We start from the raw sequence: 24372 nt of genomic DNA on the forward strand, positions 1-24372 counted from the left end.
GGCATTTCCCGAATCCGCAAAAGGACCACACCATGTTCAGCAAGCACGACCAGATCAAAGGCTACGACGACGAACTGCTGGCGGCGATGAACGCCGAGGATGCGCGACAGGAACACCACATCGAACTGATCGCCTCGGAAAACTACACCAGCCAGCGGGTGATGCAAGCCCAGGGCAGCGGCCTGACCAACAAGTACGCCGAAGGTTATCCGGGCAAGCGTTACTACGGCGGCTGTGAGCATGTCGATGTGGTCGAGCAACTGGCCATCGATCGCGCCAAGCAACTGTTCGGCGCCGACTATGCCAACGTCCAGCCGCACTCCGGCAGCCAGGCCAACGCAGCGGTTTATCTGGCCCTGCTGCAAGCCGGCGACACCGTACTCGGCATGAGCCTGGCTCATGGCGGTCACCTGACCCACGGCGCCAAGGTGAGTTTTTCCGGCAAGCTGTACAACGCCGTGCAGTACGGCATCGACACCACCACGGGCCTGATCGACTACGACGAAGTCGAGCGCCTGGCGGTCGAGCACAAGCCGAAGATGATCATCGCCGGGTTCTCGGCCTATTCGAAGACCCTGGACTTCCCACGCTTCCGCCAGATCGCCGACAAGGTCGGCGCGTACTTCTTCGTCGACATGGCCCACGTCGCCGGCCTGGTGGCGACCGGTCTGTACCCCAATCCCCTGCCCTACGCCGACGTGGTCACCACCACCACCCACAAGACCCTGCGCGGCCCGCGTGGCGGTTTGATTCTGGCCAAGGCCAATGCGGAACTGGAGAAGAAGTTCAACGCCGCGGTATTCCCTGGTGGTCAAGGTGGCCCGCTGATGCACGTGATCGCCGCCAAGGCCGTGTGCTTCAAGGAAGCGCTGGAGCCGGCGTTCAAGACTTATCAGGCGCAGGTGATCCGCAACGCCCAGGCCATGGCGCAGGTGTTTATCGAGCGCGGTTACGACGTGGTGTCCGGCGGCACGGATAACCACTTGTTCCTGGTCAGCCTGATCCGCCAGGGCCTGACCGGCAAGGACGCCGACGCCGCCCTCGGTCGCGCCGGCATCACCGTGAACAAGAACGCCGTGCCCAACGATCCTCAATCGCCATTCGTGACCTCCGGCCTGCGCATCGGTACCCCGGCGATCACCAGCCGTGGCTTCAAGGAAGCGCAGAGCATCGCGTTGGCCGGCTGGATCTGCGACATCCTCGATCACTTGGGCGATGCCGATATCGAGGCCAATGTCGCCCGGCAGGCTGCTGCCCTGTGTGCCGACTTCCCGGTCTACCGCGACTGACCACACAACACACCTCCCCTTGTGGGAGCGGGCTTGCTCGCGAAGGGGCCGTGTCAGTCGACATCAGTATTGACTGGCACGCCGCCTTCGCGAGCAAGCCCGCTCCCACAGGTTCTGCGGCTGTTGCACAAGGAAATAACGATGAATGCCATTGTCGAATCGACCGGCAAGAGCCCGGCCAAAGTAGAAATCGGCACCAAACTGCGCGGCGCGGAAAAGGTCGCGCGGATCCCGGTGAAGATCATTCCCACGGATGAATTCCCGCGCAAACCCGACTGGATTCGCGTGCGCATGCCGATCTCTCCCGAGGTCGACCGGATCAAGCAACTGCTGCGCAAGCACAAGCTGCACAGCGTCTGCGAAGAAGCGTCCTGCCCGAACCTCGGCGAGTGCTTCTCCGGTGGCACCGCGACCTTCATGATCATGGGCGACATCTGCACCCGCCGCTGCCCGTTCTGCGATGTCGGCCATGGCCGGCCCAAGCCGCTGGACGCCAACGAGCCGATGAACCTGGCCGTGGCGATTGCCGAGTTGCGCCTGAAGTACGTGGTGATCACCTCGGTGGACCGCGACGATTTGCGCGACGGCGGCGCCCAACACTTTGTCGATTGCCTGCGGGAAATCCGCAAGCTGTCCCCCGGCATTCAACTGGAAACCCTGGTGCCGGATTATCGCGGGCGCATGGACGTGGCCCTGGCGATCACCGCCAATGAGCCGCCGGATGTGTTCAACCACAACCTGGAAACCGTACCGCGCCTGTACAAGGCCGCGCGGCCGGGGTCGGATTTCGAGTGGTCGCTGGACCTGCTGCAGAAATTCAAGCAAGCGGTGCCCCATGTGCCGACCAAATCCGGCCTGATGCTGGGCCTTGGCGAAACCGACGAGGAAGTCATCGAGGTCATGCAGCGCATGCGCGAGCACGACATCGACATGCTGACCCTCGGCCAATACCTGCAACCGTCGCGCAGTCACTTGCCGGTACAGCGCTTCGTGCACCCGGACACCTTTGCCTGGTTCGCCGAAGAAGGTACGCGCATGGGCTTCAAGAACGTGGCGTCCGGGCCGCTGGTGCGTTCGTCCTATCACGCCGATCAACAACTTCATGGAGGTACGGACGGTTTCAAGCCATGATGGAATGACTGGTCATGCATGGAGCCGTTTCCGATGTCGCGTTCACCCTGTCTGTTGTTGCTGTGCCTGAGCCTTGCCACGCCGTGCATGGCCGACGAATCGAGACCCGGGCACATGGTGTATGTGCGCAGCGTCGCCCCGGGCATCGAGCAGGACATCCGCTACGCCAGCGCGCACAATTTCACCGGGCACCCGCTCGACGGCTACCAGGCGGCGGAGTGCCTGCTGTCGGAGGACGCTGCAAAGGCATTGGCCCGAGTGCAAAGCTCACTGAAAGCCGAAGGCTACGGCTTGAAAGTATTCGACTGCTATCGCCCGACCCGCGCGGTGGCGGACATGGGCCGCTTCGCCACCGAACCCGGCGACCCGCTGAAGACCGAGTTCTATCCACGGGTCGACAAGCAGGACTTCTGGCGCCTGGGTTATGTGGCCCGGGTGTCCAATCATTCCCGGGGTAACACCGTCGACCTGACGATGACCGGCCCCGACGCCCTGCCCGCCGACACCTGGATACCTTCGGTCACGCCTGTGGATTGCACCGCCCCCTACGGCCAGCGCTGGCACGACGGCGCGCTCGACATGGGCACCGGCTTTGACTGCTTCGATGAGCGGGCGCACACCGACTCGGCGCTGATCAACGCCACGGCCAAAGCCCATCGCCAGCGCCTGACCAGTGCCATGGCCAAGGAAGGCTTTGTCGGTTATTCGGCCGAGTGGTGGCACTTCACGTACAGCGGGAATGCGCAGAAGCCGGACGTCATGGATTTCCCCATTACGCCGTTGGCGCCATGAACACACTGATCAAAACCCTGTTGGTGGCGCTGTTTCCGCTGGCCGCAATGGCCCAGGGACTCGACGGCAGCGACCAACTGATCGTGGTCACCAGTAAAGGCTGGGATGACATCCAGGGTACTGCCCAGCGCTATGAACGGCACGGGCAAACCTTCCGGAAATTGGAAGCACCCTTTGCAGTGGTGCTCGGCAAGAATGGCATGGGCTGGGGCAAGGGGCTGCTCGATCTCGGGCAACCTGAAGGGCCGGTCAAACAGGAAGGCGATGGCAAGGCCCCGGCCGGAATGTTCAAGCTGGGCACGGCGTTCGGCTACGCGCCTTCGGCCGAAACCCGCCTGCCCTATCTGTCGCTGACGCCGACCATCGAATGCGTGGATGACAGCCAGTCCACGCGTTACAACGAACTGGTCGACGGAGCAGTCGTCGAAAAAGGCTGGAACAGCTCTGAACGGATGCGCCGCTCGGATGAGCTGTACCGCCAGGGCATCGTCATCCAGCACAACACTCCGGCCTCTCCCGCCGCCGGGTCATGCATTTTCTTCCACATCTGGCGCGGCCCCAGTGCACCGACCCGTGGTTGTACAGCCATGGACCCGGCGAACATCGCGCGACTGCTCGACTGGCTGGACCCGAGCAAATCCCCGGTGCTGGTGCAACTGCCCGAAGCGCAGTACGAGCATTTGCGCGAGCGCTGGAAACTGCCTGAGCGCTAGTGAACGCTGAACCTGTGGCGGGGGAGCAAGCTCCCTCGCCACAAATGCCGCTATTAACCCCGCTCAACCACCACCGCACTCATCGACGGCTTGGCCAGCGCGTAATAGATCACACCCGGCACCAGCAGCCCGACGATCCATGAAATATCCACGCCGCCCAACTGCGCAACCATCGGCCCGGAATAGAAATGGGTGTCGACAAAGGGCAACTGGATCAACACGCCGATCACATAGACGCTGATCCCCAGCACGTTCCAGCGACCGTAGCGACCGTTCGGGTCGGACAGTGCCGGAACGTCGTAACGCTCCTTGTTGATGAAGTAGTAATCCACCAGGTTGATCGCACTCCACGGGGTGAAGAACGTCAGCAAAAACAGGATGAAGTACTTGAACGAGTTGAGGAACGAGTACTGCCCCAGCAATGCCAGTGCGGTGGACGCCGCGACGATCAGCAGCACAAACAGCATGCGCTGGCGGGCGGTGATTTCCAGGCGACGACGAAAGCCACTGATGATGGTGGCGATGCACATGAAACTGCCGTAGGCATTGAGGGTGGACACCGTGACCTTGCCGAACACAATGCTCAGGTACAGCAAGGACGCGATCACACCACTACTGCCCAGGCCGACAATGGTCGCCACTTCGTGCCCACGGAAATTGGCCCCGGCCAGTGCCGCGGCGAACACCCCCAGCACCATCGAAGTCTGAGCCCCCAGCACTGTGCCGAGGCCCACGGCGGTGAAGGTTTTCCACGACGAAGTCTTGCTCGGCAAGTAGCGCGAGTAGTCCGCAACGTAAGGGCCGAAGGCGATCTGCCAGGACGCCGAGAGCGAAACCGCCAGCAGGAAGGTGCTCCAGCCAAAGTGACGATTGTCGAGCAGCAGGCCGATGTCGTTGAGGGTCATCAACCGGGTGAACAGGTAGGCGAAGGCGATGATGCCCAGCACGCTGGTCACCCGCCCGACCAGGTGAATCACCCGATAACCGAAGATCGTCAGGAACGCGATGCACGCCGCGAAAATCAGGATGCCGGTGCTGTCGCTGACACTGATCAACTGCGCGATCGCCTGCCCCGACAACACCGCGCCGGTGGCGCTGAAACCCAGGTACATCAGGCACACCAGGACAATCGGGATCGCCGCGCCATACACCCCGAACTGCACGCGGCTGGAGATCATCTGCGGTAAGCCGAGCTTCGGCCCTTGCGCCGCGTGCAGCGCCACCACGGCACCGCCGAGCACTTGCCCGATCAGCAAACCGATCAGCGACCAGAACACATCGCCGCCCAGCACCACGGCCAGGGCGCCGGTGACGATGGCGGTGATTTGCAGGTTGGCGCCGAGCCACAGGGTGAACTGGCTGTAGAGACTGCCGTGTCGCTCAGCCTCGGGAATGAAATCGATCGAGCGGGTCTCGATCAGGGGACTGCGTTGCGCACTCATGACGGTGTTTCCTTTGTGGAACTGTTTTTGTTGTCAGGGACGGAATTCAAAAGGTCTTGGTTGCGCTGGCTACAACTGTCGCCGAACAGAGGTCGTCATAGCCGTACCAACTGCTGCACTCGCTTTTCGACAAGTCGGTGTCGACATAGCTCAGCCCCCAGGTCACGCCGACGAAGTCGCGGGTCAGCTTGGCTTCCCACTCGTAGTAAGACTCACGGCTATCGCCATTGGCGGACCAGAACGCGGGGTCATTCACATCGTTGCGCCCAAAGCGCAAATCCAGGCCGACTTCGGCCGGCAAATCGATTTTGTAGCCCACGTAGGTGTAAAGGGTGTCCTGGTCCTCGCCGAAGAAGTTCGGTGTGTCCTTGGAGTAATAGGCACCCAGCTTCACGCCGTACAGGTCGAGGACGGCGTACGCCTCGCTGAGGTTGAATTCGGAATTTTTCGGGTAGTCGTACTTGATGTAGCCCAGGTCCAGGCTGATGGCGTCCGTGGCCTGCCAGTAGTAACCGGCGTAGTACTCACGCTCCTGCCGGGTGTCGAAGCCGCCGCCGAAATCGACGTTGGAGGTCCAGGCACCGATGTACAGGCCGCTGCTGTGCAGCAGCGTTGCGCCGCCCTGCACCGCCGGATCGCCCAGGGTCTGCGAGATGCCCCGGGTGCGGTAATCGCTGACGACGCCCAGGGTCATCTCCAGGCTGAAATCATCGTTGAGGGTCAGGGCCTGGCTGGTCAGGGGGATCAGTGCCAGTGTCGCGAGGGTCAATGCTGAAAGTGCGTTCATACAGTTCTCTTGTTGTTATGGCGTACGGGGAATTTCAGGCATGGCGAAGCCAGGCCCCTCGCGCTACGAGGGGCTGGCAATTTTTTGCGTGTGCTGGGTGTACGCAGGTCAGGACGCGGGGGCGTAGACCTGCTTGCCGGCGAAGAAGGTGTTCAGGACTTTGGTTTCGAACAGCTCGTCATCGCTGACCTTGAACACATCGCGGTCGAGGATGATCAGGTCGGCCTGCTTGCCCGGTGCCAGCGAACCGATCTGCTGCTCCAGGCGCAGGGTTTTCGCCGCGTTGATGGTGTAGGCGTAGAACATGGTCTGGCGGTCGATGCTTTCCTTGGCATTGAGTACGCCCAACGGACCTTTGCGTGTGCTGGCCTGGGCAATCGCGTTGAACGGGTTGGCGCTCGACACCGGCCAGTCGCTGCCACCGGCAATCGTCGCGCCGGCGTTATGCAGGGACCGCGCGGGATACTGGTAACCGTAGGCAAAGGCGCTGATGTAAGGCTTGACCAGTTCGACGGTGTAGGACTCGCCGGTGGCCCACAGCAGTTGCATCGAAGCGATCACGCCCAGTTCTTTGAAGCGTGGAAACTCCTTGGGATTGACCAGTTGCAGGTGCGCGACGCTGTGGGGTACGGGCGTCGGGCTGAGCTTGCGCGCATACGCCACGCCATTGAGCGCTTCACGCACCGCGCGGTCACCGACGGCATGCATGTGCACGATCCAGCCGCGTTTTTCCGCCGCCACCACCAGTTCACCGAAGTGCGCCGGGTCGGTCAGCAGTTGACCGTCCTTGTGGCTGTTCTTGTACGGCACGACGACCGCCGCCGTTTGTCCCGGGAACTCGAGAATACCGTCGACAAATATCTTCACGCCGGGGAACGTCAGGTTAGGCACGCCCTCGAATTGCTTCATCACCGTGGCGATCACCTCCAGGTCGGCGGGTTTGCTCTTCGGGTTGGTGACCATCAACGCGGCGACGTGGGCGCTGAGTTCGCCGTTCTGCGCCAGCTCCTTGTACAGCGGCAGCACGCCGACACTTTCGGCGGTGGCATGGAAATCGAACAGCGAATCTTCACTGCCGCCGTTCGCCGCCGCGTCCATCCAGGCGGTGACGCCGAATTGATTGTTGATCTTCACCGCCTCGCGAGCGGCCTTGAGCATGGCCTCCGGGCTGGGCGCCGGAATACCGTTGCGCACCACGTCCCAGCGGGATTCGGCAAAGTAGCCGTTAGGGGTGAAGTCCGCTTCATGGCCGACGAAGCTGCGCTCTTTCTCCGGCAGGCTCTTGACCAGTGCCGCGTCGATGTTCAGCCGCTTGAGCATCGCGTTGTTGGCCCAACCGGTGTGCCCGTCAATGCCGCTGAAGACGATAGGCTGATCGGCCCAGCGTCCCTGGTTGAACACCTTGCCCAGTTCACGGCTCTTCTCCCAGTAGGCCGAACTGACCCCGGCCACGCTGATCACATCACCAGACCGGGCACGTCCGGCCTTGTCTTCTTCGATCAACCATTGCTCCAGTTCCGGCAAGGGTTTGACCTCGTCCAGCAGGTTGGCCTTCATGCTGTCGAAAGCGCCCGAGACCGGGTGGCTGTGGGTGTCGATCATGCCCGGCATCAACACTTTGCCCGCCAGGTCGATGCGCTGGGTCTTGGCATCGGCCAGGGCATTGATTTCGGCATCGCTGCCCACTTTCAGAATCTTGCCGTCTTGCACCGCAACAGCCTGCACCAGCGCCTGGCCGGGTTCGGCGGTAAAGACCTTGCCGTTGAACAACACCAGGTCAGCGGCGGCCATGGCCTGCACCGACGACAAGGCCAGCGCGGCGGCCAACAGGTTTGGAATCAATCGCATCGGAACGCTCTCTAGTTTTTATGGGGCGGATCGGGAAGTAACCGCTTGGGAAACCACGTGTGGCGCAAGCCCCAGGAACGGCGCCTTGGCCCACACGACCTTGCCGCCGACCAGCGTCAGCAGCACGTCATTGCGGCCCAGCTCCTCCTCGGGCACCTGCATGAAATTCTTGTCGAGCACGATCAGGTCAGCGAACTTGCCGACTTCGACCGAACCCAGCACCGCATCCAGCTTCAGCTGTTCGGCGGAGCTGAGGGTGATGCTGCGCAGCGCTTCGGCTCGCGACAGAGTCGGATCGGCGTTGAGTCGCCCGGCATATTTGGGGCCATAGCTGTGCGGATTGGTCGGGTCGCCGGAGCGGGTGACACCGACTTTCAGCGCCAGGAACTCATCCAGCGGATCGACCGGCCAATCGCTACCAAACGCCACTCGACCGCCGGCATGGGCGATGCTGCCCGAGGGCTCCATGCGTTCGAATCGCTCGGCGCCAAGGTGATCACTGGTGCCGTCGACCGTGGACGGTGCCTGCTGTGCCCACTGGAACGACATGGTGGCCGTGACGTCCAGTGCCTTGAAGCGTGAATAGTCGGCAGGATCGACTGACTCGGCGTGGGCGATGGCCGGGCGGAAGTCTTGACCGGGCAGTTCCTTGCGTACGTAGGCGACGCTGTCCAGTGCATCGCGTACCGCGCGCTCGCCGGTGGCGTGCAGGTGCGGATCGAAACCGGCCTTGACCGCTTGCAGCAACAATGGATTGAGCACTTGCGGCGGGAAGTACAGTTCGCCCAGGTTCTTGCCCGGCGTCCACTTCGGCGCCTTGTCGGTGCCGCTGTTGTGCAGGTATGGGGTCAACATGGCGCCGGTGTCCGCCGGGGCATTGATGATGCCGTCCATGAACAGTTTGACGTGGCGCATGTTCACGCCCGGCGCGACGTTCACCTCGCCCTGGTCATAGGTGCTGGCCAGGGCCTTGGCCTCGGCGATGGTTTTCACCGGATCGGCGGCAGCGGCGGCCGGGTCCAGCTTGATCGCCAGCAAGGCCCGGGCGGTGAGTTCGCCGGACTTTTGCAGGCTGGTGAAGGCTTTGCCGTTTTCCGGACCGGACAGCGCATCCATGAAACTGGTGATGCCTTGCCGGCGCATGGCGTCGAGGGCTGCACGAACCTGATTGAGTTTTTCCGCGTCGGTCGCAGGCGGCACCACGGCGGCCAACGATTCGGCGGCGCCGTCTTCACAGATGCCGTTCGGGTTGCCGGCGCTGTCGCGTCGGTATTTGCCGTCTTCGGGGTCGGCGGTGTTCTTGTTGATGCCGGCCAGTTCCAGGCCGCGAGAGTTGGTCAGCACGGTATGGAAGTCGGTGGAACGCACCTGGATCGGACGCTTGGTCTTGAGCGCGTCCAGGGTCGATTTGTCCGCGTCGCCGTCAAGCCCGGTCATGCCCATGCGGTCCCAGCTGCCGACTTCCAGCCACACGTCCGGGCCCTTGTCCTTTTCGGCATCGAGGCAGGCCTGGATGCTCGCCTGAAACTGCGCGCGGGTCATGGTCTGGTATTTCAGGTCGCACAAGGTCATGGCGCGACCGCCATCCCCCGGGTGCATGTGCGCATCGACGAAGCCCGGCATCAACATGCGCCCGGCCAGGTCGATCAGTTGCGTTTGCTTGCCGATGTAGGCGTCGACCCCGGCATCGCTGCCGACATAGACGATCTTGCCGCCCGAAATGGCAATGGCCTGCTGCACGGAATCCTGGCCATCGACGGTGTAGACGTAGCCATTGCGCATGACCGTGTCGGCGGGTGTCGCCGCCAACGCCATGCCGGAAAATGCCGTCGTCGCCGCAACGGCGACAAAAAGCCTGGAAAGTCTCAAATGCCTCACCCCTGTTCTTATTGTTTTGAAGCGGCCCGAAGCGACTGCGCCAGCCCCTGATAGACAGGGCCTACCCTATAGGGCGCAGCGTTCGAATGGACCTCTGCAAATGAGGAGGGGTAAGGCAAATAATTGAAACGGCTGGGATTAATCCCGGCGCACGGACTCCGCCAGCGCACCCGGCGAACGTAGGGCCGAACCGAGCTCCACCTTGCTTTTCACACCCAGCTGCAAGTAGCAGTTACGCAAATAGGTGCGCACGGTCGCGGGGCTCAGGGCGAGCATTTTGGCGATTTCCTTGTAGGAGTGGCCGGCGGCGAACAGCATCGCTGCCGTGCGTTCCCGTGGCGCCAGGCCGTCCCCACCAGAGGGTGCTTCCAGGGACAGGATGACGTGTCCGGCGTTGGGGCTCAGGGTCAGGGCGCAGCGGCCCAGGCGGATCACGCAGGGCGCCTTAGACAGTTGCGCGATCACCTCGCCCGGCAGCATTGAACCACTCCAGCCGGGTAATTCCCGTTGAATGGCGGCGCACAACCTGGCGCCCACATACAGCAGGCTGCCGTCCATGCGCGCGACGCCAAAATCACTCGCGCCGTTTTCGCTATCGAAACGGATCATGTCCTGCACCTGGAACCGCCACAGCTGGAACAGGTGATCGCAAAATGCCGAAAACAGCTCGGCTTCGCTCTCCTTGAACGCCTGTTCCTCCAGGCCACGGTAGAGGCAGACGAAAAACATCAGGCCGCTTTCGGGCAGCTCATAGGTGATGCTCATCAAGTGGTAGAGATCGTAGCGCCGGGCGAAATCGTTGACCGCCTCGCACGGGTCGTTGAAACCGTTGTCGCGCACCACCTCACCAGGACGATTGAGCGTGGCGTGGGAGAACTGATCGTTTGCCGCCACCGGATGCCATTCGGCGGCAAAGGATTCGGGGAGATTGATGCTGCCGTGCATCCAGCTCTGGAGGGGAACATCAGGGCCTGGCGTCGACATCTCGCCCCACCAGGCAGACGCGAAGGGCACCAATTGACCGAATGCCTGCAGGCCGTCGGCGATGAATCGCGACGCCCCGCTCTCCCGCGCCAGCTGGCCAAGGTGCAATACGCAATGATTGAACGCCTTGAGCGTGACCATCGTCGCGTCACCGTCGACTCTATTTCCCTCCCCCATCATTGCGATCCCGTTCACTTCATGGCCTTTGGTTTCGACGATGCCATAGGCCCGTGACGGGCGTCCAGCACGCAATGACATCATCGGTTACAAAGTGCTGTGCAGCGCCCGTACAGCTGTGGCCTGCGGTCCTGATGCAGGTCGTTGCGGGCACTGATGCGTTTGTTGCGCGCCTCGGCGAGGTTCAGGGTGGCCAGCAACATCTGCTCGCCGCCCTGCTCCGCCGGCCCGGCCAATGGGTAGCCGTCGGCATCGACGATGACCGAACCCTGGACCCAGCCGACCCCGCGTTCATGGCCATAGCGATCACAGGCGGCGATGAACATGCGGTTGACCGAGGCGTTGGCCTGCACCCGCAGCACTTCGGCCGGGCGCTCGGTTTGCCGTCGCGGGCCGTCGGGCCAAAACAGCTGGGACAGTTACACCCGCTGAACCCGGATCTGTTGCGCTATGAAGTCAGCTTTCACGCGGCGGTGCGGCATTCGGCGCGGCAGCGGGATCTGGTGAGTGCGTTCCTGAACGAGCTGATCGAGATTTTCGGAGCGGTGTAGGTCCTGTGGGAGCGGCGGTGCGGCGATCCGACTTGCTCGCGAAGGCGTCGCCACAGTCAATATTGATGTTGACTGACCCAATGCTTTCGCGGGCAGGCTCGCTCCCACAGGGGGGATGTGGTGGGTTCAGAAATGGATGTCCTTGGCCGGTATCACATCAATCCGCGCCACGGAACCGGTCAGGCGCTTCAGGTCCTTGTTGTGCTCGGCAATGATGTCTTCGGCGGTCAGGTTGCCGTTGTCTACGGTGGAGTGTGCATCGCCCGCCAGCACCACGTCGTAGCCCAGTTTCAGGGCCTGGCGCACGGTGGCGTTGACGCAATAATCGGTCTGCAGGCCGCAGATGACCAGGCGCTCGAAGTCCTCCTTCGGCAACAGTTTTTGCAGGTTGGTCTGGTAGAAAGAATCCCCGGTGGTCTTGCGCACGCGGTGGTCCTTGGGCGAAGTTTCCAGCCCTTCGGCCAGTTGCCAACCAGCAGCGTCATGCGCCAGTGGGCTGCCCGCTTCTTCGTGCTGGATCAGCACCACGGGCACTGCGGCCTTACGCGCCCGGGCAGACAGGTCATTGATGGTGTTGATGACTCGTCCAATCTCGAAGCACTCGTACTCACCGGAACACAAAGCCTGTTGGACGTCGATGATTAACAACGCGGTGGTCATGATTTCCTTCCTTGAATCGTCGATGGATCAGGGGACGAACATAAGCCCGTCCCCCTCCGGACACAAGCCTCAATAACCCAGCGACAACCCGGTGTTCCGCCGTGGGTCGTTCGCTCCGTAGAAACGGTTCTTGCCTACCGGCTTGCCACCCAGGGAGGGCGCGCCGACCAGGATCGCCGCCAGGTGGTTGGCATCCTGTGGACCGGCGAACTTGTGGCCCCAGCTTTCGAGGATTTTCACCGTGTCCGGGCTGGTGGTGAAGGCTTCCAGGTTGGTTTCCTCCGGCAGCCACTGCTGGTGAAAACGCGGTGCATCCACCGCTTCCTGGATGTTCATGCCGTAGTCGATCACGTTGAGCATGGTCAGCAAGGTCGCGGTGATGATGCGGCTGCCGCCCGGAGTGCCGACCACCATCACCACTTTGCCGTCCTTGGTGACGATGGTCGGGCTCATGGACGACAGCGGCGCCTTGCCGGGCGCGATGGCGTTGGCCTCGCCCTGCACCAGGCCGTACATGTTCGGTACGCCGATCTTCGAGGTGAAGTCGTCCATTTCATCGTTGAGGATGACCCCGGTCTTGCTCGCCATTACGCCGGCACCGAACCAGTCGTTGAGGGTGTAGGTCACCGACACCGCGTTGCCCCACTTGTCGACGATGGAATAATGGGTGGTGTTGCTGCCTTCATGGGGCGCTACGCCGGGCTTGAGTTCGCTGGATACCGCGGCTTTTTGTGGCTTGATCGCCTCGCGCAGCTTGGTCGCGTAGTTTTTATCCAGCAGGTGGGCAATCGGGTTCTTCACGAAATCCGGGTCGCCCAGGTAGCTGTTGCGGTCCACATAGGCGTGGCGCATGGCCTCGATCTGATAGTGCATGCCCTGGGCCGAGTGGTAGCCCAGGTCCTTCATCGGATAGCCTTCGAGGATGTTCATGATTTCGCAGATCACCACGCCGCCGGAGCTCGGTGGCGGTGCGGAAACCACGTGGTAGCCACGGTAGTCGCACTCGATGGGCGCCAGTTCACGGGTCTTGTATTTGTCGAGGTCGGCCTGGGTGATGATGCCCTTGTTGGCCTGGCTGGAGGTGACGATGGCGTCGGCCACCCAACCTTTATAGAAACCGTCGGCGCCTTTCTCGGAGATCTCCCGCAGGGTCTTGCTCAGGTCCTTTTGTACCAGTTTCTGGCCGACCTGCATCGGCTCGCCGTTGCTCAAGAAGATCGAGCCGGAATCCTTGATGTCCTTCTTGAACATGTCAGTGGCGTAGTCCAGCAGATCGACATCCCCCTGCTCCAGCACGAAACCGTCTTCGGCCAGCTTGATGGCCGGGGCGATGATTTCCTTACGCGGCTTGGTGCCGTACTTGGACAGCGCCAGTTCCATGCCCGAAACGGTGCCCGGCACGCCCACGGCCAGGTGGCCACGGGTACTCAGATCGGGAACGACATTGCCCTCCTTGTCCAGGTACATGTTGGCGGTAGCGGCCAACGGGGCTTTTTCACGGAAGTCGAGGAAGGTCTTGCGCCCGTCCGCCAGTTGAATGGTCATGAAACCACCGCCGCCGAGGTTGCCTGCCGCGGGGTACACCACCGCCAGCGCATAGCCGACCGCGACCGCCGCATCCACGGCGTTGCCGCCGTTCTTGAGCACATCCACACCGACATGACTGGCCAGGTGTTGGGCCGTGACCACCATGCCGTTTTCCCCGGTAGCCGGGGCCACGGAGGCGGCGTGGGCGGTCAGGCAGCTGAGCGCCAACGAGGTCGCAATCAGCGATTTGGCAAAAGGTTCGTACTTCATGAGTCGGTCTCTTCTTGTTATTAAACAGGGAAACGTTTCAAAAGCCGTTGCCAAGTATGGTCGGGATTACGTATTGCGCCTCCCCGTCGAGACAGTATCCTTAACGCCTGTTCAGCAATTTTGCGCGAGCCCTGGCATGACCTATACCTGCACCACTGTGGCTTCACCTGTGGGCCAGTTGAAGCTGGTCGCGAACGGTTCACGACTGGCGGCCATCCTCTGGGAAAACGACAAACCCGGCCGGGTGCGCCTGGGACCGATGAGCGAAGTGCCGGACAATCCGATCCTGGTGCGCACGGCTGCGCAGCTACGCGAATATTTTTCCGGCACCCGCGATCGCTTCGAACTGGATCTGGATTTTGCCGGCACGGCATTTCAGAAGAAGGTCTGGGCGGCGCTGCTGACCATCCCGTTCGGCGAGACCCGCAGCTACAGCCAGATCGCCGAACAGATCGGCAACCCGGCGGCGGTCAGGGCGGTGGGTGCGGCGAATGGCAAGAACCCGATTTCGATTGTCGCGCCCTGTCATCGGGTGATCGGCGCGTCGGGCAAGCTCACCGGGTTTGCCGGCGGGCTTGAGGCGAAGGAGTTGTTACTGACGCTGGAGGGTGGGCAATGGCCCGGCACGGCACGCCTGCCAGGCTTTTGATCTTTTGATTTTGTAGGAGCTGCCGCAGGCTGCGATCTGTGCTTTTCAAAAGCAAGATCAAAAGATCGCAGCCTGCGGCAACTCCTACGGAAGTTTTCGTTTAATTGAAGAGGTCTTTCATCGCCGCATACTGCAACAGCATGATGGTCTTGGCGTCGCAGATTTCGCCGCGGTAAAACGCTTCGAGCGCGTCCTCGAACGCCCACTCCAGCACTTCCAGCTCTTCGGTTTCCGCCTCCAGCCCGCCACCGTCGCTGACTTTCGACTTCGCATCGTATTCGGCAATGAAGAAGTGCAGTTTTTCCGTCACCGAACCGGGGCTCATGTACGCCTCGAAGACCTTCTGCACATGGTGCACGCGGTAACCCGTCTCTTCCTCCGCTTCATCGCGGATGCGGTCTTCAGGCGCCGCGCCTTCCAGCAGCCCCGCCGCCACTTCGATCAACAGCCCATCGTGACCGTTGACGAACACCGGCAAGCGAAATTGCCGGGTCAGCACCACGGTTTTCTTTTCGCGGTTGTACAGCAGAATCGCCGCGCCATTGCCTCGGTCGTAGACCTCCCGGACCTGGCGTTGCCACTCGCCGTTGTTGCGTTGGTAATCGAAGGTGATTTTCTTGAGCAGGTACCAGTCGTGGGACAACACCTGAGACTCAAGGATGTTGACCCGCTCGGCTGTGTTCGACATGACAACGCGTCCTGTTATTTGTCTGAGGGTCCATATGTTAAGTGAAAAAGGACAGCCTTTGCCCCCTCAGGCAAGCTGCGCGTTGGTGACGGTTCAACTTTTCCGGGGATGGAACAATCGCTGCAACCGGGATAGGCTGCGGCTTCAATGCCATAAGGATATAGCCATGAACCTGCGTATCGAACTGTCGCATAACCCCACGGATGAACAACGCCAGGCCATCCTCAAACCGCTGCGCGCCTACAACGGCTCGAAGGCCGAAGGTAACGTGCCTGAGCACATCGCCTTGCTGGTGCGCGACGACAACGACGAGATCCTCGGCGGCCTGCATGGCCGATTGTTTTACCAGTGGCTGTACATCGACTTGCTGGTGGTGCCGGAACAGGCCCGGGGACAGGGCCTGGGTTCGAAACTGATGCAGATGGCCGAAGACCTGGCGCGGGAACGGCGCTGCGTCGGGCTGTGGCTCGACACCTTCGAATTCCAGGCGCCGGAGTTCTACAAGAAATGCGGCTACAGCGAGATCGGGCACATTGCCGATTACCCGCCGGGCCACAAGCACTTCTTCTTCCAGAAGCGCCTGAGCTACTGACCAACACACAGAACCACTGTGGGAGCGAGCCTGCTCGCGAAAGCGGTATATCAGCCAACATTGATAGCGACTGACACTACGTCTTCGCGAGCAGGCTCGCTCCCACAGGGGTAATGCAACATGCCTTCAAATCACAGGCAAGTCGCCAACGCCGCCAACCGGCGCCTGGCCACGAAATCGTCCTTCTGTGCGTAGTAGCTCAACACCGTGCCCGAGGCATCGGTGGACACGTCGACGAAGGACTCCGCCGAACGGGTGTAAACCGTCGTGCCGCCCTTCTCCCCCGGTTGCAAATAGGCAGCGGCATCGACGCCGAACACGGTCTCGTCCTGCCAGGAAAACTGCACGCACTGGGCGACGTCTTTTCCCGGCTTTTCCGAGTTCAGGGTCTTGTACGGGGCCTTGGTGCGGGCGTCGTTCATCACCGAGCCGGCGCATCCCGCCAGCAACGTCAGGGCCAGCGCCACCATCAGAATTCGCATTGCATTCACTCATCGAGAAAAAGCGGACTTTATCACCCCGGCAGCCCGTATCGTTCTGCTTTACTGCATTTATACCGCGACAGCGCGCAACGATTCGCGCACCCTGTCGCGCCAATAACGCCCCATCGCACTCCTGACTGGAAATCTGATGACACCTAATGCCGAGTTCTACAAACCGAGCACTGAATATGCCGACAAGCTGATCAGCCAGATCGGTCAGACGCCTTCCTGGATTGCCAAGCGAATCGGTGTCACCGACAAGCGGATTCGCTACATCCTCGACGGCGAAAGAACCGTCAAAGGCGAAACCACGCCGATCCAGATGACCTACACCGAACAGTTTGCCCTCGAATGCCTGGCGGCAGCGGCCAAGGCCAGCAAGAAGCAATCCTCGTAATCCGTTCTCAAGGAGCGACCATGGCGGCAACCGAACTGCAGCATGAGCAAGCACTCAAGAGGTTTCTCGATACGCGCCCCGAGTTGCGCGAAGAACTCGACCACCTCAACCCGCTGTTGGCTCAGGCCAAGGGTGTAACGGCGGCACAGTATCGTGAGGAACGGCTGCACGAAGCGTTTGAAGCTGAAGCAGAACGCCAGCAGTTGTTCGCCTGGGAACTGACGTTGCAGTTAACCGCTGCCACACCCGGGGACTATGAGGCGCAGCGCATTGAAGTGCACCGGGAAGTGGCGGAAATGGCCGGCATGGACTGGCAGGAATATTGCGAGTTGAATGGGATAAAACCGTAATCACTGTTCAGGGATACCATCGCCGATGCTGCCCAACACCGCCAGGACCCACGCCAGCCCCGGTCACTTGCACACGCAGAAATGGCGCGGGCGCATAGGCCTGAGCCTGGTGGCCATGCTCTCGGTACTCGCCGGTATGACGGACGCCATCGGCTTCATGGCCAGCGGCGACTTCGTCTCGTTCATGAGCGGCAATACCACCCGGATGGCGGTCGCCATCAGTGCTGGCGACCTTGGGTTGACTCTGCGCCTGGTGATCCTCGTCGCCACCTTCATCGTCGGTAACGCGCTGGGTATTATCGTCAGCCGACTGGGTGGCCGCCGGGCCCTGCCGCTGCTGTTGTGCATTGCCACCCTGCTGTGCGCCGCCGCGGCCTGGCCTTATGACGCGCAGCTGCCAGCTCTGCTGGCGGCGATCATTGCAATGGGCATGCTCAATGCCGCCGTGGAAGAAGTGAACGGCCTGCCGGTGGGCCTGACCTACGTCACCGGTGCCCTGTCGCGTTTCGGCCGCGGACTGGGCCGCTGGATGCTCGGTGAGCGCCGTAACGGCTGGCGCGTGCAACTGATCCCCTGGACCGGCATGTTCGCCGGCGCGGTACTCGGTGCCGTGCTGGAACATCACCTGGGGCTCAAGGCGTTGTTTGCCAGTGGCCTGCTGGCTGCCGGGCTCGGGGTGTTGTCGTTGAAGATCCCGCGGCGCTGGCAGTTGGGGTATATGCCGCGTTAATGCCTCGGTCTGTGTAGGAGCTGCCGAAGGCTGCGATCTTTTGATCTGGTTTCAAATAAGCATCGTAAAAAGATCGCAACCTTCGGCAGCTCCTACGATTGGATCGGAAAACGCCCTTCGCCGCCCCGCCGATAAAGCATTATCATGGCCGCAGTTTCGCTGATCGAGTCCGTCATGAAGTTCGCCATCGCCGTATTTTCCGCCGCCCATGCGCCCTCCTCGCGCCGCGCCCTGCTGTTCGCCCAGGCCGCGCTGGCCGGCGGGCACGAGATTGTCCGGTTGTTTTTCTACCAGGATGGCGTCTACAACGCGTCCGGCAGCGTGGTCACGCCCCAGGATGAACTGGACTTGCCCAAGCAATGGCAGGCATTCGTCAGCGACCATCAACTCGATGGCGTGGTGTGCATCGCCGCCGCCCTGCGTCGTGGCGTGTTGAATGAAGAAGAAGCCAAGCGCTATCAGCGCGAGGCGGTTGCCGTCGGTGCGCCGTGGGAATTGTCCGGCCTCGGCCAATTGCATGACGCCGCGCAGGATGCCGACCGTCTGATCTGTTTCGGAGGCGCATGACATGGCCAAATCCTTGTTGATCATCAGCCGCCAATCGCCATGGTCCGGCCCGGGCGCGCGGGAAGCGCTGGATATCGTACTCGCCGGCGGCGCCTTCGATCTGCCGATCGGCCTGTTGTTTCTCGATGACGGCGTGTTCCAGCTGGCCGCCGGTCAGAACGCCAAGGCCCTGCAACAGAAAGACCTGAGCGCCAACCTGCAAGCCCTGCCGATGTTCGGTGTCGAGGAACTGTTTGCCTGCGGCGACAGCATCGCCCAGCGCGGCCTGGACCCGAGCGACCTGTCGCTGGAAGAAGCCCAGGTGTTGGCCGCCCACGAAATCACCGCCCTCATTGACCGTTACGACCAGGTGATCACCCTCTGATGTCGACCTTGCATGTGTTGTCTCATTCCCCGTTCGGCGACGAACGCCTGACCAGTTGCCTGCGCGTGATCGGCGCCAACGACGGGTTGCTGTTGTCCGGAGATGCAGCCTATGCGTTGCAGCCAGGCACCGCGCCGTTCACGGCGCTCAGCGCACGTGGCCTGAAGCTGTTCGTCCTGGCTGAAGATGCCCAGGCCCGCGCGCTTGCGGTTCCAGACTGGGCCAAAGCCATCGATTACCCGGCCTTCGTCGAACTGTCGATTCACTACGACAAGGTCAACAGTTGGCTATGAATGCATTGACGGTCGGCGCCCGCGCCATCGAGCTGGACAAGGACGGTTTCCTGGTCGAACTAAGTGACTGGTCCGCCGATGTGGCCAGTGCCCTGGCGGCTGCTGAAGACATCGAGTTGACGCCCGAACACTGGGAAGTCCTCGAACTGCTGCGCAGTTTCTACGCCGAATTCCAGCTGTCACCGGCCACCCGCCCGTTGATCAAGTACACCGCCCTGAAACTCGGCCCGGAAAAAGGCAACAGCCTGCACCTGAACCGACTGTTCAAAGGCACTCCCGCCAAACTCGCCGCGAAACTGGCGGGCCTGCCCAAACCGACGAATTGCTTATGACCGATTACCCAGCACTGACACTCGAAACGCCCGCCGAGCATCCGTTCGCCCAGTTCGTGCGGATCCTTGGCAAAGGCAAGCGCGGCGCCCGCGATTTGACCCGGGTCGAAGCCCGCGAAGCCATGGGCATGGTGTTCGATGAAAAGGTCGAGGAAACCCAACTCGGCGCATTCCTGATGCTGTTGCGGCACAAGGAAGAAAGCGCCGAGGAAATGGCAGGCTTCACCGAAGCCTTGCGCGAACGCCTGAATCCTCCGGCTCTGGCGGTGGATCTGGACTGGCCGACCTATGCCGGCAAGAAGCGGCACTTGCCGTGGTATCTGCTGGCAGCCAAGTGCCTGGCGCAAAACGGTGTGCGGATTTTCATGCACGGTGGCGGCGCCCACACGGCCGGTCGCTTGTACAGCGAACAACTGCTGGGCGAATTGAACATCCCGCTGTGCCGCAACTGGCAACAGGTGGGTTCGGCGCTGGATAACGGCGGCCTGGCCTTCATGCCATTGATGGACTGGGCGCCCCAGTTGCAACGCATGATCGACCTGCGCAACACCCTGGGCCTGCGCTCGCCGATCCACTCCCTGGCGCGGATTCTCAATCCGCTGGGCGCCCGTTGTGGCCTGCAGAGCATTTTCCACCCGGGTTATCAGACGGTGCACCGCGATGCCAGCGGCCTGCTGGGTGACACCGCCATCGTGATCAAGGGCGATGGCGGCGAGATCGAGATCAACCCGGACGCCGACAGCCACCTGTACGGCACCACCGGCGGCGTTAGTTGGGACGAGGAATGGCCGCAGTTGTCGGCGCAGCGTCACGTCAAACCTGCCTCGCTTGATCCTGAACATTTGAAAGCGGTCTGGCGTGGCGATGTGGTCGACAGCTACCCGCAAATGGCCCTGATCTCGACCATGGCCCTCGCCCTTCGTGGCTTGGGACAGAGCCGCGAACAGGCGTTCGAAACCGCTGAAAAATACTGGGCTGCGCGGGACAAATCGATTTAATCGATCATTCTCGCCCGATCTTTGCGCTTTTTGTTCGAACTCATCGGAATAGACTCGACTCCATCGATTATGGGTTTCGGGAGTCTTGAACATGGGTTTGTTAGTTGATGGCCGCTGGCAGGACAAGTGGTACGAAAGCAGCAAGGACGGCGCGTTCCAGCGTGAACAGGCGCAACGTCGCAACTGGTTGACCGCTGACGGCAAGCCGGGACCGACCGGCGTCGGCGGTTTTGCAGCCGAGCCCGGACGCTATCACCTGTACGTGTCCCTGGCCTGTCCGTGGGCTCATCGCACGCTGATCCTGCGCAAACTCAAGGGTCTGGAAAACCTGATCGACGTTTCGGTGGTCAGTTGGTTGATGCTGGAAAACGGCTGGACCTTCGACCAGACCCTCGGTTCGACCGGCGACAAGCTCGATCACTTCGACTTCATGCACCAGCGCTACACCGCCGACACCGCCGACCACACCGGCCGCGTCACCGTACCGGTGCTGTTGGACAAACAGCACAAGCGCATCGTCAACAATGAATCATCGGAAATCATCCGCATGTTCAATGGCGCCTTCGACGATCTGACCGGTAACGACCTGGACTTCTACCCGGCGCCACTGCGCGGAGAGATCGATGCGTTGAACGAGCGGATTTACCCGGCGGTCAACAATGGCGTGTACCGCGCAGGCTTTGCCACCTCGCAACAGGCTTATGAACAAGCCTTCGATGAGGTGTTTGCCGAACTGGACCGCCTGGAGCTGCTGCTGGGCGCCAACCGCTATCTGGCTGGCGAGTACCTGACCGAAGCGGACATCCGCCTGTTCACCACGCTGATTCGCTTCGATGCGGTGTACTACGGGCACTTCAAGTGCAACCTGCGGCGGATCGCGGATTATCCGAACCTGTCGAACTGGCTGCGGGAGATTTATCAGTGGCCGGGGGTTGCCGAGACGGTGGATTTCACCCACATCAAGAACCACTACTACGCCAGCCACCGCACTATCAATCCGACGGGTGTGGTGCCGAAAGGGCCGGAGCAGGACTTTACCGCGGCCCATGATCGGGAGCGGTTGAGCGGGAAAGGGGTTTGGAAAAAGCGTTAAAAGCAAAAGATCGCAGCCTTCGGCAGCTCCTACAGGGTGTACACCTTACCCATGTAGGAGCTGCCGAAGGCTGCGATCTTTTTGCAACAGCGAACGCAGTAATCAGACCTGCCCCTGAGCCCCTTCAAACCACGCCAGTTTCTCGCGCAGTTGCACCACTTCACCAACGATCACCAAGGTCGGCGCATGCACTTCATGCTCCGCCACCAGACGTGGCAGGTCCGCCAGGGTGCCGGTAAACACCCGCTGGTTGACTGTGGTGCCCTGCTGGATCAGTGCCGCCGGGGTATCGGCGGCGCGACCATGCTTGATCAACTGTTCGCAGATCATCGGCAAGCCCACCAGCCCCATGTAGAACACCAGGGTTTGCGCTGGCGCGACCAGGTCGGCCCATGGCAAATCACTGGAGCCGTCCTTGAGGTGGCCAGTGATGAAGCGCACCGACTGCGCATAATCGCGGTGAGTCAGCGGAATCCCGGCATAGGCCGCGCAACCACTGGCCGCCGTGATCCCCGGCACGACCTGGAACGGGATGCCATGGGCCGCCAGTTCTTCGATCTCCTCACCACCACGACCGAAGATGAACGGATCACCGCCCTTCAATCGCACCACACGCTTACCCTGCTTGGCCAGGTCCACCAATTGCTGGTTGATCTGATCCTGCGGCACCGCGTGATCGGCTCGGCGCTTGCCGACGTAAACCCGCTCGGCATCGCGACGGCACAGTTCGAGAATCGCTGGCGCCACCAAACGGTCGTACAGCACCACGTCGGCTTGCTGCATCAGACGCAATGCCTTGAACGTCAGCAGGTCGGGGTCACCTGGCCCTGCGCCCACCAGATAGACCTCACCGGTCGCCACTGGGGCTTCGCCATCGATTTTCGCCTGGAGCAAGCGCTCGGCTTCACCGCCCTGCCCGGCGAGCTGGCGGTCGGCAATCGGTCCCTGGAAAACATCTTCCCAGAACGCCCGACGCTGCTGCACATCCGGAAACAGGCCTTTGACCTGATGACGGAAACGCGCCGCCAGCCCGGCCAGGTGACCGTAGGTGGAAGGAATCCAGGTTTCGATCTTGGCGCGGATCAAACGCGCCAGCACCGGCGCATCGCCGCCGCTGGACACTGCAATGATCAACGGAGAACGGTCGACGATGGCCGGGAAGATCACGCTGCACAGGGCTGGCGCGTCCACCACGTTGACCGGTACGCAACGTCGATGGGCATCGGCGGAGACTTGTGCGTTCAGCGCTTCGTCGTCGGTGGCGGCAATGATCAGCCCGCAACCGTCCAGATCCGCCTCGGCGTAGCCACGTAGCAGGCACTCGCCACCGCTGCCGGCAACCAGTTCGCGCAGCTGCGCTTCGATTTCAGGTGCAACCACCCGCAGCAGCGCACCGGCATCGGCCAGCAGACGGGATTTGCGCAAGGCAATCTCCCCCCCGCCGACGACCAACACACGACTGCCGCGAAGGCTGTGAAACAGCGGCAGATAGTTCATTTAGCCGATAACCTCGAGGCCACCCATGTACGGCTTGAGGACCTCAGGCACACGGATCGAACCGTCGGCCTGCTGATAGTTCTCGAGCACCGCCACCAGGGTACGACCGACTGCAAGACCGGAGCCGTTCAGGGTGTGCACCAGTTCCGGCTTGCCGGTTTCCGGGTTGCGGAAACGCGCTTGCATGCGACGGGCCTGGAAGTCGCCGCAGTTGGAGCACGACGAAATTTCGCGGTACTTGTCCTGGCTCGGGATCCACACTTCCAGGTCGTAGGTCTTGACCGCGCTGAAGCCCATGTCGCCGGTGCACAGCGCCAGGGTGCGGTAAGGCAGTTCCAGCAGTTGCAGGACTTTCTCGGCGTTGGCGGTCAGGCCTTCCAGCGCTTCCATCGACTGCGACGGCTCGACGATCTGCACCATTTCAACCTTGTCGAACTGGTGCTGGCGGATCATGCCGCGGGTATCGCGGCCCGATGCGCCGGCTTCGCTGCGGAAGCACGGAGTGTGGGCGACGAACTTGATCGGCAGCAGTTTCGAGTCGACGATTTCGCCGGCGACGATGTTGGTCAGCGACACTTCGGCGGTCGGGATCAGGTACAGGTCGGCTTCGCCTTCGCGCGCGATCTTGAACAGGTCTTCTTCGAACTTCGGCAACTGGCCGGTGCCTTGCAGCGCCGGGGCCTGGACCAGATAAGGCGTGTAGGCCTCTTCGTAGCCGTGCTCGGTGACATGCAGGTTGATCATGAACTGCGCCAGGGCGCGATGCAGACGGGCAATCGGGCCGCGCAGCAGGGCGAAACGGGCGCCGGACAGCTTGGCGGCGGTTTCGAAGTCCAGCCAGCCGAATTTCTCGCCCAGGGCGACGTGGTCCTGAACCGGGAAATCGAACGCCGTCGGGGTACCCCAGCGACGCACTTCGACGTTGCCGTCTTCGTCATCACCGATTGGCACGGATTCGTGCGGCAGGTTGGGGATACCCAGCAGGATCGAGTCCAGTTCGCTCTGGATCGCGTCCAGTTCGACTTTACCGGTGCTCAATTCGCCCGCCATGCGCTCGACGTCCGCCATCAGCGGCGCGATGTCTTCGCCGCGCTGCTTGGCCTGACCGATGGATTTGGAACGCGCATTACGCTCAGCCTGCAGTGCTTCGGTGCGGGTCTGGACGGTCTTGCGCTGTTCTTCCAGCGCTTCGATGCGCGCAACATCCAGGGTATAGCCACGGGATGCCAGGCGGTCCGCTACGTCCTGAAGGTTGCTACGTAACAGTTTGGAATCGAGCATGTCGGTTTCT

The 24372-nt window shown here is 61.7% G+C and carries 26 protein-coding genes and 2 pseudogenes; 16 read left to right on the top strand and 12 right to left on the bottom strand.

Features of this window, described 5'->3' with window-relative positions; genetic code table 11:
• Nucleotides 1-32 precede the first annotated feature (32 nt).
• The 4 genes from glyA (at nucleotide 33) to AC3IP0_RS18240 (ending at nucleotide 3925) form a co-directional block, all read left to right on the top strand.
• On the top strand, nucleotides 33-1289 hold the full coding sequence (glyA, locus tag AC3IP0_RS18225; protein ID WP_489316460.1) for a serine hydroxymethyltransferase: 1257 nt from the start codon (nucleotides 33-35) through the stop codon (nucleotides 1287-1289).
• A 141-nt stretch (nucleotides 1290-1430) separates the two neighbouring features.
• Nucleotides 1431-2420 carry a lipoyl synthase gene (gene lipA, locus AC3IP0_RS18230; RefSeq protein WP_223464512.1) on the top strand — a complete coding sequence of 330 codons (990 nt, stop codon included), beginning with the start codon at nucleotides 1431-1433 and terminating at the stop codon, nucleotides 2418-2420.
• A 33-nt stretch (nucleotides 2421-2453) separates the two neighbouring features.
• Nucleotides 2454-3212, top strand: a complete 759-nt coding sequence (locus tag AC3IP0_RS18235) for a M15 family metallopeptidase (protein ID WP_489325559.1) — start codon at nucleotides 2454-2456, stop codon at nucleotides 3210-3212.
• Nucleotides 3209-3925, top strand: coding sequence for a L,D-transpeptidase family protein (locus AC3IP0_RS18240; protein ID WP_489325561.1), 717 nt, complete (start codon nucleotides 3209-3211; stop codon nucleotides 3923-3925). The genes AC3IP0_RS18235 and AC3IP0_RS18240 overlap by 4 nt, the downstream gene beginning before the upstream one ends.
• Before the next feature lie 53 nt (nucleotides 3926-3978).
• On the opposite strand, the gene AC3IP0_RS18245 is transcribed toward AC3IP0_RS18240, so the two are convergent.
• From AC3IP0_RS18245 to AC3IP0_RS18270, 6 genes and pseudogenes are all read right to left on the bottom strand, one after another.
• The gene (locus AC3IP0_RS18245; RefSeq protein WP_489325563.1) at nucleotides 3979-5367 is read right to left on the bottom strand and encodes a purine-cytosine permease family protein; all 1389 of its coding nucleotides are present in this window, start codon (nucleotides 5365-5367) and stop codon (nucleotides 3979-3981) included.
• A gap of 46 nt (nucleotides 5368-5413) precedes the next feature.
• Complete coding sequence (locus AC3IP0_RS18250; RefSeq protein ID WP_458371049.1) at nucleotides 5414-6154, bottom strand: TorF family putative porin; 741 nt, start codon at nucleotides 6152-6154, stop codon at nucleotides 5414-5416.
• Between the two features lie 108 nt (nucleotides 6155-6262).
• Nucleotides 6263-8002, bottom strand: coding sequence for an amidohydrolase (locus AC3IP0_RS18255; protein WP_489316464.1), 1740 nt, complete (start codon nucleotides 8000-8002; stop codon nucleotides 6263-6265).
• Between the two features lie 18 nt (nucleotides 8003-8020).
• Nucleotides 8021-9817: an amidohydrolase gene (locus AC3IP0_RS18260; RefSeq protein ID WP_489327816.1), complete on the bottom strand. Its 1797-nt coding sequence runs from the start codon at nucleotides 9815-9817 to the stop codon at nucleotides 8021-8023.
• A 201-nt stretch (nucleotides 9818-10018) separates the two neighbouring features.
• Complete coding sequence (locus AC3IP0_RS18265) at nucleotides 10019-11041, bottom strand: helix-turn-helix transcriptional regulator (RefSeq protein ID WP_489319799.1); 1023 nt, start codon at nucleotides 11039-11041, stop codon at nucleotides 10019-10021.
• Between the two features lie 80 nt (nucleotides 11042-11121).
• Nucleotides 11122-11445 (bottom strand): annotated as a pseudogene (locus tag AC3IP0_RS18270) (carbon-nitrogen hydrolase family protein); the annotation flags it as partial.
• On the opposite strand from AC3IP0_RS18270, the pseudogene AC3IP0_RS18275 reads away from it, so the two are divergent.
• Nucleotides 11383-11592, top strand: a pseudogene (locus tag AC3IP0_RS18275) (hypothetical protein); the annotation flags it as partial. The pseudogenes AC3IP0_RS18270 and AC3IP0_RS18275 overlap by 63 nt on opposite strands.
• Nucleotides 11593-11718: 126 nt before the next feature.
• Here the strand turns inward: AC3IP0_RS18275 and AC3IP0_RS18280 are convergent.
• Both AC3IP0_RS18280 and ggt read right to left on the bottom strand, forming a co-directional pair.
• Nucleotides 11719-12252 (bottom strand): cysteine hydrolase family protein, encoded by a 534-nt coding sequence (locus AC3IP0_RS18280; RefSeq protein ID WP_489325565.1) that lies wholly within the window; start codon nucleotides 12250-12252, stop codon nucleotides 11719-11721.
• A 69-nt stretch (nucleotides 12253-12321) separates the two neighbouring features.
• Nucleotides 12322-14049, bottom strand: coding sequence for a gamma-glutamyltransferase (ggt, locus tag AC3IP0_RS18285; RefSeq protein WP_489325567.1), 1728 nt, complete (start codon nucleotides 14047-14049; stop codon nucleotides 12322-12324).
• A gap of 136 nt (nucleotides 14050-14185) precedes the next feature.
• Here ggt and AC3IP0_RS18290 point away from each other — a divergent pair, with 136 nt between their 5' ends.
• Entirely contained in the window at nucleotides 14186-14698 is a 513-nt protein-coding gene (locus AC3IP0_RS18290; protein WP_489316466.1) for a methylated-DNA--[protein]-cysteine S-methyltransferase, read from the top strand.
• 100 nt (nucleotides 14699-14798) lie between these two features.
• Here AC3IP0_RS18290 and AC3IP0_RS18295 read toward each other — a convergent pair whose 3' ends face one another.
• Complete coding sequence (locus AC3IP0_RS18295) at nucleotides 14799-15386, bottom strand: NUDIX domain-containing protein (protein ID WP_489316467.1); 588 nt, start codon at nucleotides 15384-15386, stop codon at nucleotides 14799-14801.
• A gap of 166 nt (nucleotides 15387-15552) precedes the next feature.
• Here AC3IP0_RS18295 and AC3IP0_RS18300 point away from each other — a divergent pair, with 166 nt between their 5' ends.
• Entirely contained in the window at nucleotides 15553-15978 is a 426-nt protein-coding gene (locus AC3IP0_RS18300; RefSeq protein WP_489316468.1) for a GNAT family N-acetyltransferase, read from the top strand.
• 131 nt (nucleotides 15979-16109) lie between these two features.
• On the opposite strand, the gene AC3IP0_RS18305 is transcribed toward AC3IP0_RS18300, so the two are convergent.
• On the bottom strand, nucleotides 16110-16460 hold the full coding sequence (locus AC3IP0_RS18305) for a hypothetical protein (protein ID WP_489316469.1): 351 nt from the start codon (nucleotides 16458-16460) through the stop codon (nucleotides 16110-16112).
• Nucleotides 16461-16608: 148 nt separating this feature from the next.
• Here AC3IP0_RS18305 and AC3IP0_RS18310 point away from each other — a divergent pair, with 148 nt between their 5' ends.
• The 9 genes from AC3IP0_RS18310 to AC3IP0_RS18350 all read left to right on the top strand — a co-directional run bounded on the left by AC3IP0_RS18310 (nucleotide 16609) and on the right by AC3IP0_RS18350 (nucleotide 21584).
• Entirely contained in the window at nucleotides 16609-16857 is a 249-nt protein-coding gene (locus AC3IP0_RS18310; protein ID WP_008015571.1) for a hypothetical protein, read from the top strand.
• A 20-nt stretch (nucleotides 16858-16877) separates the two neighbouring features.
• Nucleotides 16878-17207 carry a DUF6388 family protein gene (locus AC3IP0_RS18315; protein WP_489316470.1) on the top strand — a complete coding sequence of 110 codons (330 nt, stop codon included), beginning with the start codon at nucleotides 16878-16880 and terminating at the stop codon, nucleotides 17205-17207.
• Between the two features lie 25 nt (nucleotides 17208-17232).
• Nucleotides 17233-17937 (top strand): YoaK family protein, encoded by a 705-nt coding sequence (locus AC3IP0_RS18320; RefSeq protein ID WP_429369037.1) that lies wholly within the window; start codon nucleotides 17233-17235, stop codon nucleotides 17935-17937.
• A 174-nt stretch (nucleotides 17938-18111) separates the two neighbouring features.
• Nucleotides 18112-18504: a sulfurtransferase complex subunit TusD gene (gene tusD / locus AC3IP0_RS18325; RefSeq protein WP_489319800.1), complete on the top strand. Its 393-nt coding sequence runs from the start codon at nucleotides 18112-18114 to the stop codon at nucleotides 18502-18504.
• A 1-nt stretch (nucleotide 18505) separates the two neighbouring features.
• Nucleotides 18506-18868 (top strand): sulfurtransferase complex subunit TusC, encoded by a 363-nt coding sequence (tusC, locus tag AC3IP0_RS18330; protein WP_489316471.1) that lies wholly within the window; start codon nucleotides 18506-18508, stop codon nucleotides 18866-18868.
• On the top strand, nucleotides 18868-19161 hold the full coding sequence (tusB, locus tag AC3IP0_RS18335) for a sulfurtransferase complex subunit TusB (protein ID WP_056723797.1): 294 nt from the start codon (nucleotides 18868-18870) through the stop codon (nucleotides 19159-19161). Before tusC ends, tusB begins: the two co-directional genes overlap by 1 nt.
• Nucleotides 19158-19493, top strand: coding sequence for a TusE/DsrC/DsvC family sulfur relay protein (locus AC3IP0_RS18340; RefSeq protein ID WP_046037873.1), 336 nt, complete (start codon nucleotides 19158-19160; stop codon nucleotides 19491-19493). The genes tusB and AC3IP0_RS18340 overlap by 4 nt, the downstream gene beginning before the upstream one ends.
• Nucleotides 19490-20491 carry a glycosyl transferase family protein gene (locus AC3IP0_RS18345; RefSeq protein WP_489316472.1) on the top strand — a complete coding sequence of 334 codons (1002 nt, stop codon included), beginning with the start codon at nucleotides 19490-19492 and terminating at the stop codon, nucleotides 20489-20491. Before AC3IP0_RS18340 ends, AC3IP0_RS18345 begins: the two co-directional genes overlap by 4 nt.
• 91 nt (nucleotides 20492-20582) lie before the next feature.
• Nucleotides 20583-21584 carry a glutathione S-transferase family protein gene (locus tag AC3IP0_RS18350; protein ID WP_489316473.1) on the top strand — a complete coding sequence of 334 codons (1002 nt, stop codon included), beginning with the start codon at nucleotides 20583-20585 and terminating at the stop codon, nucleotides 21582-21584.
• A 102-nt stretch (nucleotides 21585-21686) separates the two neighbouring features.
• Here AC3IP0_RS18350 and cysG read toward each other — a convergent pair whose 3' ends face one another.
• Nucleotides 21687-23081, bottom strand: coding sequence for a siroheme synthase CysG (gene cysG, locus AC3IP0_RS18355; protein WP_489316474.1), 1395 nt, complete (start codon nucleotides 23079-23081; stop codon nucleotides 21687-21689).
• Nucleotides 23082-24362 carry a serine--tRNA ligase gene (gene serS / locus AC3IP0_RS18360; RefSeq protein ID WP_489316475.1) on the bottom strand — a complete coding sequence of 427 codons (1281 nt, stop codon included), beginning with the start codon at nucleotides 24360-24362 and terminating at the stop codon, nucleotides 23082-23084. It abuts the gene before it with no gap.
• Nucleotides 24363-24372 lie beyond the last annotated feature (10 nt).

Source organism: Pseudomonas sp. GL_103 (assembly GCF_057835175.1).

Coding starts and splice junctions, on each gene's coding strand:
- glyA (WP_489316460.1), top strand. CDS start 33: ATGTTCAGCAAGCACGACCAGATCAAAGGCTACGACGACGAACTGCTG.
- lipA (WP_223464512.1), top strand. CDS start 1,431: ATGAATGCCATTGTCGAATCGACCGGCAAGAGCCCGGCCAAAGTAGAA.
- AC3IP0_RS18235 (WP_489325559.1), top strand. CDS start 2,454: ATGTCGCGTTCACCCTGTCTGTTGTTGCTGTGCCTGAGCCTTGCCACG.
- AC3IP0_RS18240 (WP_489325561.1), top strand. CDS start 3,209: ATGAACACACTGATCAAAACCCTGTTGGTGGCGCTGTTTCCGCTGGCC.
- AC3IP0_RS18245 (WP_489325563.1), bottom strand. CDS start 5,367: ATGAGTGCGCAACGCAGTCCCCTGATCGAGACCCGCTCGATCGATTTC.
- AC3IP0_RS18250 (WP_458371049.1), bottom strand. CDS start 6,154: ATGAACGCACTTTCAGCATTGACCCTCGCGACACTGGCACTGATCCCC.
- AC3IP0_RS18255 (WP_489316464.1), bottom strand. CDS start 8,002: ATGCGATTGATTCCAAACCTGTTGGCCGCCGCGCTGGCCTTGTCGTCG.
- AC3IP0_RS18260 (WP_489327816.1), bottom strand. CDS start 9,817: ATGGCGTTGGCGGCGACACCCGCCGACACGGTCATGCGCAATGGCTAC.
- AC3IP0_RS18265 (WP_489319799.1), bottom strand. CDS start 11,041: ATGGGGGAGGGAAATAGAGTCGACGGTGACGCGACGATGGTCACGCTC.
- AC3IP0_RS18280 (WP_489325565.1), bottom strand. CDS start 12,252: ATGACCACCGCGTTGTTAATCATCGACGTCCAACAGGCTTTGTGTTCC.
- ggt (WP_489325567.1), bottom strand. CDS start 14,049: ATGAAGTACGAACCTTTTGCCAAATCGCTGATTGCGACCTCGTTGGCG.
- AC3IP0_RS18290 (WP_489316466.1), top strand. CDS start 14,186: ATGACCTATACCTGCACCACTGTGGCTTCACCTGTGGGCCAGTTGAAG.
- AC3IP0_RS18295 (WP_489316467.1), bottom strand. CDS start 15,386: ATGTCGAACACAGCCGAGCGGGTCAACATCCTTGAGTCTCAGGTGTTG.
- AC3IP0_RS18300 (WP_489316468.1), top strand. CDS start 15,553: ATGAACCTGCGTATCGAACTGTCGCATAACCCCACGGATGAACAACGC.
- AC3IP0_RS18305 (WP_489316469.1), bottom strand. CDS start 16,460: ATGCGAATTCTGATGGTGGCGCTGGCCCTGACGTTGCTGGCGGGATGC.
- AC3IP0_RS18310 (WP_008015571.1), top strand. CDS start 16,609: ATGACACCTAATGCCGAGTTCTACAAACCGAGCACTGAATATGCCGAC.
- AC3IP0_RS18315 (WP_489316470.1), top strand. CDS start 16,878: ATGGCGGCAACCGAACTGCAGCATGAGCAAGCACTCAAGAGGTTTCTC.
- AC3IP0_RS18320 (WP_429369037.1), top strand. CDS start 17,233: ATGCTGCCCAACACCGCCAGGACCCACGCCAGCCCCGGTCACTTGCAC.
- tusD (WP_489319800.1), top strand. CDS start 18,112: ATGAAGTTCGCCATCGCCGTATTTTCCGCCGCCCATGCGCCCTCCTCG.
- tusC (WP_489316471.1), top strand. CDS start 18,506: ATGGCCAAATCCTTGTTGATCATCAGCCGCCAATCGCCATGGTCCGGC.
- tusB (WP_056723797.1), top strand. CDS start 18,868: ATGTCGACCTTGCATGTGTTGTCTCATTCCCCGTTCGGCGACGAACGC.
- AC3IP0_RS18340 (WP_046037873.1), top strand. CDS start 19,158: ATGAATGCATTGACGGTCGGCGCCCGCGCCATCGAGCTGGACAAGGAC.
- AC3IP0_RS18345 (WP_489316472.1), top strand. CDS start 19,490: ATGACCGATTACCCAGCACTGACACTCGAAACGCCCGCCGAGCATCCG.
- AC3IP0_RS18350 (WP_489316473.1), top strand. CDS start 20,583: ATGGGTTTGTTAGTTGATGGCCGCTGGCAGGACAAGTGGTACGAAAGC.
- cysG (WP_489316474.1), bottom strand. CDS start 23,081: ATGAACTATCTGCCGCTGTTTCACAGCCTTCGCGGCAGTCGTGTGTTG.
- serS (WP_489316475.1), bottom strand. CDS start 24,362: ATGCTCGATTCCAAACTGTTACGTAGCAACCTTCAGGACGTAGCGGAC.